Annotated in this window: 9 protein-coding genes; 6 read left to right on the plus strand and 3 right to left on the minus strand. The window is 51.8% G+C overall.

Annotation, left to right across the window (positions count from 1 at the left end):
• Together PHV74_12400 and PHV74_12405 are read left to right on the plus strand one after the other, a co-directional pair.
• A partial coding sequence (locus PHV74_12400) for an NAD-dependent epimerase/dehydratase family protein (protein MDD5095157.1) occupies window positions 1-851 on the plus strand: 851 nt, incomplete at its 5' end.
• A 786-nt stretch (window positions 852-1,637) separates the two neighbouring features.
• Complete coding sequence (locus PHV74_12405) at window positions 1,638-2,066, plus strand: single-stranded DNA-binding protein (GenBank protein MDD5095158.1); 429 nt, start codon at window positions 1,638-1,640, stop codon at window positions 2,064-2,066.
• Between the two features lie 255 nt (window positions 2,067-2,321).
• On the opposite strand, the gene PHV74_12410 is transcribed toward PHV74_12405, so the two are convergent.
• Window positions 2,322-4,508, minus strand: a complete 2,187-nt coding sequence (locus tag PHV74_12410) for an ATP-dependent RecD-like DNA helicase (protein ID MDD5095159.1) — start codon at window positions 4,506-4,508, stop codon at window positions 2,322-2,324.
• A 547-nt stretch (window positions 4,509-5,055) separates the two neighbouring features.
• Between PHV74_12410 and PHV74_12415 the strand changes: the two genes are divergently transcribed.
• Window positions 5,056-6,000 carry a prohibitin family protein gene (locus PHV74_12415; GenBank protein ID MDD5095160.1) on the plus strand — a complete coding sequence of 315 codons (945 nt, stop codon included), beginning with the start codon at window positions 5,056-5,058 and terminating at the stop codon, window positions 5,998-6,000.
• Window positions 6,001-6,190: 190 nt separating this feature from the next.
• Here PHV74_12415 and PHV74_12420 read toward each other — a convergent pair whose 3' ends face one another.
• Window positions 6,191-6,703: a hypothetical protein gene (locus tag PHV74_12420; protein ID MDD5095161.1), complete on the minus strand. Its 513-nt coding sequence runs from the start codon at window positions 6,701-6,703 to the stop codon at window positions 6,191-6,193.
• Between the two features lie 305 nt (window positions 6,704-7,008).
• On the opposite strand from PHV74_12420, the gene PHV74_12425 reads away from it, so the two are divergent.
• Window positions 7,009-7,785, plus strand: a complete 777-nt coding sequence (locus tag PHV74_12425; GenBank protein MDD5095162.1) for a transglutaminase-like domain-containing protein — start codon at window positions 7,009-7,011, stop codon at window positions 7,783-7,785.
• A gap of 290 nt (window positions 7,786-8,075) precedes the next feature.
• The gene (locus tag PHV74_12430; GenBank protein ID MDD5095163.1) at window positions 8,076-8,645 is read left to right on the plus strand and encodes a flavodoxin family protein; all 570 of its coding nucleotides are present in this window, start codon (window positions 8,076-8,078) and stop codon (window positions 8,643-8,645) included.
• 195 nt (window positions 8,646-8,840) lie between these two features.
• Here PHV74_12430 and PHV74_12435 read toward each other — a convergent pair whose 3' ends face one another.
• Window positions 8,841-9,398: a transposase gene (locus PHV74_12435; GenBank protein ID MDD5095164.1), complete on the minus strand. Its 558-nt coding sequence runs from the start codon at window positions 9,396-9,398 to the stop codon at window positions 8,841-8,843.
• Window positions 9,399-9,624: 226 nt separating this feature from the next.
• Between PHV74_12435 and PHV74_12440 the strand changes: the two genes are divergently transcribed.
• Window positions 9,625-9,856 (plus strand): transposase (locus PHV74_12440; protein ID MDD5095165.1); only part of this gene is annotated, 232 nt, incomplete at its 3' end.

The raw sequence follows: 9,856 nt of genomic DNA on the forward strand, positions 1-9,856 counted from the left end.
CGCGCGATCTTACCTCATATGCCATATATGTGATGAACCGGGGGAACCGCCCTCTGAAACTGGAGGGGGTTACGGAGATTGTGTGTGACCGGCACGATGCCGCAGCACTGCGAAAGATGGTGCCCCCGTTAGAGTGGCATGCGATTGTTGACTTCTGCGCCTATGAACCATCCGATGTTGCCATCTTATTGCAAAACCTCCCCGGTTCAGTTCAGCAGTACATCAACATCAGCACGGCCTCTGTGTACCAGAATTCATTGCTTCTACCCATGAAAGAGGATACGCGAAAAGTAACCGGCCCGCTGCCGGGACCTCATGGAGACTACGCTTACAAGAAGTGGCTCACCGAGATGCAGCTAAGGGAGATTTGCGAAGCAAGGGGTATTGCGCATATCTCTTTGCGCCCTCCCTTTGTCTATGGGAAATATAATTACGCCCCCCGAGAATCCTACTTTTTCAATCTCATCGCCAGCAACGAGCCGATAATCGTACCCTCCCCGCCGCAAGCGCTTTTCTCTATGGTCTCCGTGTGGGATTTGGCAAGGATCTGTATTGCCTGCCTGGGGAATGAGAAGGTCTTCAATAATGCCTACACTGTGTGCTCTGAGGAATTGGTGTCCTATGATCGGCTGATAGAGGTGTTGGAGACGATAGCCCCCAGAAAATTCAACGTACAGCGGCAGCCGGTGCGCGTTATAGAGGCTCGAGGCATACCGTTGCCATTTCCTCTGGAAGAACATCTTGTTTACTCCGGGTCACTGCTACAGAAAACCCTGAATTACCGATACATGTCTTTCCAGGAGGGGATGACCAGAACCTACAACTGGTTTCTCAAGGTAAACGGCCAGTGACTCCGATTCGAAGGAGGCTCTTGTCCTCAGCTTGTACATACTCAACCCTTTTGTTATACCACTTCCAATATTGCACATGGGTTCAAACACGGGCCCGAAACTTCCGCAGAGGGTGTGTGCCGGAAAGTTGTGCAGCCCTCCTTCAGCCTTCCATATGTAACCATCCATTCATGGGCTTATCCAAGCGTTGAGATTCCAAACTCAGTAGTGGGGAATTTTGCCGGAGGGAAGCGCGTCGTCATACCATATTGGGAAACAGCCCAAAGATGAAGTGAGGTTGATAGTCGCCAGCCTAAGAGGAGTATTGGCAAGAGCCTAAAAACTGCAAACAGAATGTATCGAACACAGCGAAGAAGAAGGCCAATATATAAGCCACTGAGGTAAAATCGTGAGTAAAAGAATAGGCCCGTGTTTCAGAGGGAGTTCGACCCTCCCCCGTCTCCACCACGATCGAAAAAGACCTCAGCCATTATTGACTGAGGTCTTTTTGTATGTAAAGCCATGGACGGGGAGTTCGAGGTATAACAAAAACCCGGTCTCCACCATGTTGACAACATCACCGAACATCAAACCCTGCCATTTTACACAGGCAACGACAGCACCCCCGAGGCTACAGCGGATGGCGTTCCCTTTCTGGAGCATCGAACACGATGCAAACATAGTGTGCGCTGAGGGCTGCTGCCACTCCACCAATCTTCCCATTGCCATGCCGATGTAGTCTAAGCCGTGCTAAGATTAACCAGTGCCTCTATCGAAAAGATGACTTAAAGAAGGAGAAATAACAGAATGGCAAGTCTAAATAAGGTAATGATCATTGGCAATGTCGGCAGCGATCCAGAAATGCGTTTCACCGCAAACGGTAAACCCGTTACTTCATTTAGTGTGGCAACAAACCGGGTGTATTCTTCCCCCGATGGCGAACGTAAGGAAGAAACAGAATGGTTTAATGTTGTTGTTTGGAACAAACTAGCTGAACTCTGTAATCAATTCTTGGGCAAGGGGCGGCTAGTATACGTCGAAGGCAGACTACGAACTCGTTCATGGGAGGGCCAGGACGGACAGAAACACTACCGCACAGAACTCATTGCAGAAGTGGTAACTTTTCTTGATAAGGGTGGACAGCCGTTGGAGAGGAGCGACAAGCAGACGACCTCTGAGAGGGGAGACCCGAGGGAGATGACTGAAGCTACCGATCCAGAAGACCTGCCGTTCTAAGAGAGTGAAAATAGGAGAGGGCCATTTATATTATCCAGATTTCTAAAGTCAAAAATGAATGCCATGTTATTATCGGCTGATTAAGGAACCCATGGCTCTTCATAGCATGTTCACCATGAAACGTCAGGGGAACCTCTGATTAAGTCCTGATCAACCCCCTCGCCCCCAATCTTGGGGGAAGAACGGGAATCCTGCACCGCTTGATCAGAGGTTCCTTAGTGTCTGTTGTCCGTCGAGAGACCTGCCAAGAGCCGTTCACCGTCCTTGGAGCCTGTCGCTCAGTCTCGTGTAACGGCGCTGTACTCGGTCATTTTTAATTGCCAAAGCCACCGCTGTCCTGCTTCCGATCAGAACGACCAACTTCCTGGCACGACTAAGGGCAGTGTATAGAAGGTTCCTTTGCAACATGATGTAGTGCTGGGTCAGCATCGGAATGACTACAGCCGGATATTCACTACCCTGCGATTTGTGCACGGAGATGGCGTAGGCGAGGACAAGCTCATCAAGGTCGGTACGGTCGTAGCCGACCACCCTGTCGTCGAAGCTGACCTGAAGCGTGTGTTCCTCCGGGTCAACCGATGCTATCCTCCCCACATCACCGTTGAACACCTCTTTTTCGTAGTTGTTGCTAGTCTGCATTACTCGGTCACCCATTCGAAATATCCTGCCCCCGTAGGTTAGCTCTACGCCGGAGGGGTTGAGCATGGCCTGTAGCTCCGCGTTGAGGTTGCTTACTCCCACGGTTCCTCGATGCATCGGGGTCAGGACCTGGATGTCCTCCATCGGGTTGAAATCGAAGGCCCGGGGAAGCCTGAGCGAACAAGTCTCTTTGATTGTCTCCAAGACTTTGTTAGGGTCTTCCCTGTCGATGAAGTAGAAGTCCTTTTTCCCGTCGGACTTGTTCGTGATGAATTGACCCTCGTTCACTCGGTGCGCGTTGACCACGATCAGGCTTTCCTGTGCCTGTCTGAACACCTCGGTGAGTCTGACGGTTTCGATGGAACCTGAGTTGATAATGTCTTTCAGAACGTTCCCAGGCCCGACGGAGGGCAGTTGGTCCACATCTCCCACCAATATCAGCCTTGCCTCCGGCGGGATCGCCTTCAGCAGGTGATTCATCAGTAGTATGTCCAACATGGACGCCTCATCAACCACCACGAAGTCGGCTTGAAGAGGATTATCTTCGTTCCTGGTAAATGCGCCTTTCTTCGGGGTGTACTCAAGCAATCGGTGTATCGTCTTTGCCTCTTTGCCTGTAACCTCCGAAAGTCTCTTGGCCGCTCTTCCAGTGGGAGACGCCAGGAGAATCCGCTGCCCTTTTCTTTCGAGTATCTTGATCAGGCTGTTGACCAGGGTTGTCTTGCCTGTTCCGGGACCACCGGTGATGATAAGCGCTCTGCTGCTGGTGGCCTTGCGAATGGCTTCCTGCTGAAGGTCGGCCAGTTCGATTCCACTTGCCTGCTGTACCCATTTAATGGCCTTCTCTGCGTCGATCTGAAGATCACCCGCAGGAGATTCAATTAGTGCGCCGAGCCTTTTAGCCACATTCACCTCGGCGACATGGAGAAGCATGAGATAGACCGGCCTGTCCTCCCATTCTTCTTCTACAGCGACACGGCCCTGCACAACCATGGCTGATATCGCCTGCTTCAGCACAGCCATATCCACGCCCAGCAACAAGGTTGATTTTTGGGTCAGTTCATCGTAGGGGAAGTACACATGGCCCTCGTTAACGAGCTCGCTCAAGACGTAAAGGATGCCGGCCTCAGCCCTGATCTGAGACCCGGGGTCGATGCCCATGTTCTGGGCGATCCTGTCTGCGGTCTTGAATCCAATGCCGGTGATATCAAGTGCCAGACGATATGGATTCTCACTGACGATGGCGATGGCCTTGTTACCATAGGCCTTGAATATCTTAACCGCATATGTGGAACTCACGCCGTGACCCTGTAGGAAGACCATGACCTGCCTGACCTCTTTTTGCTCGCCCCAAGCCGTGCAAATCCTCTCTTGCCTGATCGGGCCGATGCCTTCAATCTCAAGGAGTTGTTCGGGTTTTTGCTCGATGAGGTCGAAGGTTTCAATGCCGAACCTTCCCACTATCCTCTTCGCCATCACCGGGCCTATGCCCCTGACCAGTCCGGAGGCGAGGTACTTCTGTATGCCCGTAAGGGTGGATGGGAGTACGGAGAGGCAGCTTGAAATGCGGAATTGCCGGCCAAACTTGGGGTCGTTGGTCCACTCGCCGGTGAGCCTGAGCGTTTCTCCGAGGTTGGGCAAGGCCATGTTGCCGACGATGGTAACAAGGTCACGCTGCTCCGGTACTTGAAGCCGAGCGACAGTGTAGCTGTTCTCCTCATTGAAGAAGACAATGCGCTCTAGGACACCTTCCACGGTGGACGTAGTGAGTGCGCCGTTGTTTTGTGCCGATCCGATGTTCATCGGCTGTTACTATAGCAGATTTACAGTCGGGGCTGCACGAACGCCAATGCATCTCTTGATAGCCCTCTCAGAAACTGAGAATTGTGCGCATCTGCGTCAACGCCTTACAGCTCTGTTGAGAAGTACAGACTTTGTCTCTTGTTTTCTGCCCACACCATGAAATCATAGTGTGGGTGAGACAAGAAAGTCCAAAAATCGTCCGGGGCCAGGGATTTTAACAAACGGGGAAACGTTGTTGCCTCGACTTTACGAGGAGCATATCTTGCGGCCTTGTGCTGTCAAGGGGATTACCGGCATATCATTTTCGGGCTCTCAGTCACCCTCGATAGCCCTGCGGCTCTCGAGAATGCAGGTAAGGGCACAGTCGAGGCAAAGTAAGGGATGAGAATCGGAGTTGCTTGGCAAAGGAAGGTAGCCCGCATACTTGATATTCTCATAGCGGAAGAGACTTAAGCTTGCAGCACCATTTGCTGTGTGGTAGTATGACAGCGTGCATTTGGTAAATGACCTTTTGCTTACTTAATGAATTTTTGAGAAAGAGGCCGCTATGATTATATTATTCATTCTTGGTATCATTGTCCTTGTTGTTGGTTTATATCTGACGCAGACAAACAAGGGAAGCGATGGAGACCCTAATTATCGACTTGGGGGAAGAATTGCCAGCATCATCGCGGTCATCATTATCGTCATGAGTGTCATTGCTAGCTCATTTACGACTATCCCCGCCGGTCATCGCGGGGTGGTCATCCGCTTTAGTGCGGTGACGGGCACAATCCTGGATGAAGGCCTCCAGATGAAGTTGCCGTTCGTCGATTCGGTTGTAAAAATGTCAGTCCAGACCGAGAAATATGAAATCGGTGCGGCCTCGGCATCCCGTGATCTTCAAGATGTCAACACTACGATTGCCCTCAACTGGCGTTTGGATCCAAGCATGGCCGACGAGATTTACCGGACGCTGGGAACGGAGTATATCCAAAGGATCGCCGCTCCGGCCGTTCAGGAGACCATCAAGCAGGTCACCGCAAAATACATTGCCGAAGACCTTATCCTGAAACGTGAAGCGGTCAAAAATGAAATCCAGGAGAACCTGTCGGCTCGACTCTTGGAGCGCGGCATAATCACTGAGACTGTATCGATAACGGAGTTTCGGTTCAGTAGTACGTTCGTTGCCGCTATCGAAGCCAAAGTGGCGGCAGAGCAGGCAGTATGGGAGGCAAGGAACAAGCTGGAGCGTGTCAAGGTTGAGGCTGATCAGGCAGAAGCCGCGGCCGTAGGGGAAGCGTCCGCTCGAATCGCCAAGGCAAACGGTGAAGCCGAGTACATTCGCATTGTCACTGACGCTCAGGTTGCCGCTAACAATGCTATTGCTGAATCTCTAACACCTCAAGTGTTGCAGTATATCTTGCTCGACAGGATCGGAGAAGATATCAAAGTCATTGTGATACCTTCGGGTCAGGGTCTCGACCTGGTGCTCCCAGAGATAAACCCGTAAGAGCCGAAGGGTATAAACTGCGGCTTAGCGATGGCATCTCAGGCACAGGTGAAGGAAACCGAGTGGTTCGGCACAGTCGTTTGGGGAGGTCAGGCGGAAAGTTGCAACCAGTTTCTGACGAAACGCCAATCACAAGCCGCGAATGCCGCCATAACCCTTTGTGCGGTTTCCGGTAAGTACCCCTTCAGGCCTAATGCCGTGATTTTGGTAATAAGCCCATGGATGCTCTTGATGCCGCATCTCTGGAGGTGTCAGCATAGGCCGTATCCGCAAACCAACTGCCCTTTTTGGCGGCGGGTTCCTGCTCCTCAGCCTCAATGCCGATCAGGATATCACCCATGAGCATCAGGCTGCACAGCGGGCTAATGGTAAAACTTCCGGTCATGATCGGAGCCGAATCCGGAATCTCCATTCCCGGCCCGGAGGCCAACATCAATCCCAGGGCGGCAGTCAGGTCATTAGGATGATCGAATGCCCAGTTCACGTAGGCTTGAAGATCAGGCGGAAAATCTTCCACTGTGATCACGCTGCCGGTAGACTCGAGTTCAACGCCCGCATCCGCCAGGAATCCAACGACGTATTCTATAGTGCGGTAGTGGATGCCGGTATCCATGGCGGAATAGGTGGCCACCGATATCGGGCCCAAGCTTCGGGCATTCTCAGGGACGTTGGGGTTGAGTTGGTTCCCGTCTATATCCACCAATCCCAGGGAAAATCCCCCGGAGACGATCTCTCCGATGGCCTGCTGATGCTCTTCCTCGGTTTCAGCATATCAGCCAATGCGTTCACCAACTGGGCAGAAAGGCGCTCTCTCAGGGATCCGTTTGAAGTTTGCGTCACATCAGGTGTTTCACTGCATGACGCGGCATTCGCTGAGGCATCCGCACCGCATGGTGACTTTCGGCCCATGCTACTTGGGCAAATTTCCTATTCTGTTCGTAAGACATACTGGAATAGAATAGTGACACCTTCGACCGAACAGAGGGATAAGGCAGTGGAACAAGACCCATGAGAAAGGGAATACGCAGTCTTTTGATCGTGCTGACAGTGTTGATGGCAACGGCTTCCGTTGTGATCGGTGTGGTCGGTCCCAAAAACGGATTCGGGGGTGGAATGATCATTACGTTGCGGGAGACTGCACCCCCCGCAGATACGCCGCTATTCGTGATCGAAAGTTCCCCCAATCCCCGATACCTGAGAAGTGCTATAGGAACAACATACGACGGGACGAATTGGCAACTGGATAAGGTTGCCTGTCAGTTCCAGAATATCAGTACGTCCTCCGGCGATAACAGCCGACTTCCTCTCTGCATATCCTCTCTATCCCTAAACTACCGCAATTTTGACCGAGATGTGCTGAACGACGCTTCAACCCTTGTTGATGTCCGCTGTCTACAATTGCCAGACACTATCTCGGAGAGAGTGAAAGACCTCTCCCGACGCATTACGGAGAATATGCCAAGCCCGTTTGAGAAGGCCAAGGCAATAGAAGAATTTCTTCAAGCGAAATATGAGTACAAACTGGATTATCAACCGGCACCCTCGGACTGGGAGCCGAACGACTGGTTTCTGTTTGAATCCAGAGAGGGCATCTGCGGTAATTTCAATTCCGCCTTTGTGATCCTTGCTCGGGCATCCGGCATACCTGCAAGGCTGGCTGCGGGCTATTACATCCAGCCGGGCCAGGGGGAGCAACAGGTTGTCTATGCCAACCAAGCCCATGCCTGGGTGGAGGTAGGATTTCATGGGATAGGTTGGCTTGCCTTTGATGCGGCCCGTCAATGAGGGCGCAAATCAATCGGATGTTGCTGAGGCAGAATCCGGAGCTGTTCTTGAGTTATCCCCACAGTTGTCTCCGTCAGCTCTGATCTCTCCGGATATGCCTTTAGGCAAGTAATCACATCGGGTTTATCTCCATTGACCAAAGACCAAAACAGGGGTAGTATAGAGAAAACGTCGAGTTCAGTCTTCAGACACGAACTCTGGCGGCGGATCAATTGGGACGTAACGCCACTTGCTGCATGTGGGGACACTTGACTGTGTCCTCACTGTTCCACTGTTCAGGGAGATATCGTATGACTAAACAAGTGATCATTGTGTTGGGTAGCCCTCGTAAAAATGGGAATTGCGCCATCCTGGCTGAACGAGCACCTGCTGGCGTGCGTGCTTGTGGTGCCAAGGCGGAGATGGTCTATTTGCATGGGCTGGACATGGAGCCATGTAACGCCTGTGACGCCTGCCAGACAGCAACTGAGGCGGACTGCATCATCAATGATGAAATGACCACCCTTCTACCCCGATTGCGCCAGGCCGATTCGCTCCTTATTGCCAGCCCGGTGTATTGGTTCACCTTCACAGCTCAGACCAAGCTTTTCATTGATCGAGCATTCTATGCCTTGAACGGGCCGCAGGGTAATGCGCTGAAAGGGAAACCGCTCGGGTTGATTATGACCTATGGTGATAACGACCCCTTCACTTCAGGGGCTGTCAATGCCTTACGTACTTTTCAGGATATTTGCCGCTTCATCGAAGCACCTGTGGCTGGCTTGGTTTATGGGAGTGCGAGTGGTGTGGGTGATATTCAGAAGCAACCGGATATACTCCAACAGGCTTATCAATTGGGGCAGAGACTTGGCGCCGGATAAGGTTTGTCGTGTTATGTATCGAACATGACTGGTCTGACGATTTGTACCATCCAACAAAAGCTGTTTCTGCGCCCTGAATGGCAGTCACTCACGGAGACCTCCTGCGGCCAAGATCGTGGAGATCCACGAGTAACACACAGCGGTGGCAACATACCTTCCGGGTTTACTCTGGCTTTTGGGGTATTTAAATCCGGGTCAGGTTCTGGCTAGGTGGCTGGATACTCGTCCAGAGTTACATTGGACATTCTTGGATGGCCTCCACAGTCTGAGGAGGATTTTGGCCTGATTGCTGCTCGTGCCGGCTCCTCTTCTCTTGATAATCTTTGCTGCTGACCCTTCCATCTCATGGCCTACCCTCTTCAGAACGTCTACTGGTGGCTTGAAATCAAGTGCGTCCTTGAAAGATGTCCCAGATATCCAAATCAAAGCCTTCCTGTTGATGGATGGCCAAGTTTGCCAAACGCATTCTCTCGCCAGCCTGGTTGGCCAAATCCTCGTCCTGAAAGAAACGGTCAATAACCCAGCCTCTGTGAAGTCCTTGGTCCAAGCGTAAAAGGCCCCCGGCTTAATCCCTTCTCGCCGGCAGAGATCACTTACCCCCACCTCCCGTCTGAACCCCTCCATGACGATGCGAACCTTCTCCTCCGGGGTGTACTTATGTCTTGCTGCTACTCTCACCTGCTGCATGAACCCTCGCGTTTCCTGGGTCCTGGTTTCAGCAGCATTAGCCTTATCTTCGATGTTCTGGGACACGCTTAGCTCCTTTCTATATTGACGTTAGTCTACTACCTCATCGGAGATTACGCCACCCCTCCCCCCTGTTCGGTTTCTTTACCCCTTTTCGTGTCCCATTATCGCTGACGGTTTACCGCCATCCGACCTCAGAAAAGATATGATCCATTAGAAAATATAGGAACCTCTGATTAAGTCCCGAATCATGCGATAATAATGGCAGACTACTTCAAGGAGACCTGCCGTGATAAATGGACCCACATTTGCCAGCTTGGCCTATGACAATAAGAAGAAGAGGACTCGTCGAGAGAAGTTTCTGGAAGAGATGGATCGGGTGATTCCTTGGGAAGAATTATTGAAGATCGTTCGGAAGCGCTATCCGAAGAAAGGGAATGGTCGCCAGCCGATGCCATTGGAGCGGATGCTGCGGATTTACTTCATGCAGCAGTGGTACGGGCTTTCCGATCCGGCAATGGAAG

This window comes from Dehalococcoidia bacterium, from assembly GCA_028711995.1.
GTDB lineage: Bacteria > Chloroflexota > Dehalococcoidia > SZUA-161 > SpSt-899 > JAQTRE01.

What these genes read in the sequence shown, in the direction of transcription:
- PHV74_12405 (MDD5095158.1), top strand. Translation starts at nt 1,638, where the DNA reads ATGGCAAGTCTAAATAAGGTAATGATCATTGGCAATGTCGGCAGCGAT.
- PHV74_12415 (MDD5095160.1), top strand. Translation starts at nt 5,056, where the DNA reads ATGATTATATTATTCATTCTTGGTATCATTGTCCTTGTTGTTGGTTTA.
- PHV74_12410 (MDD5095159.1), bottom strand. Translation starts at nt 4,508, where the DNA reads ATGAACATCGGATCGGCACAAAACAACGGCGCACTCACTACGTCCACC.
- PHV74_12425 (MDD5095162.1), top strand. Translation starts at nt 7,009, where the DNA reads ATGAGAAAGGGAATACGCAGTCTTTTGATCGTGCTGACAGTGTTGATG.
- PHV74_12430 (MDD5095163.1), top strand. Translation starts at nt 8,076, where the DNA reads ATGACTAAACAAGTGATCATTGTGTTGGGTAGCCCTCGTAAAAATGGG.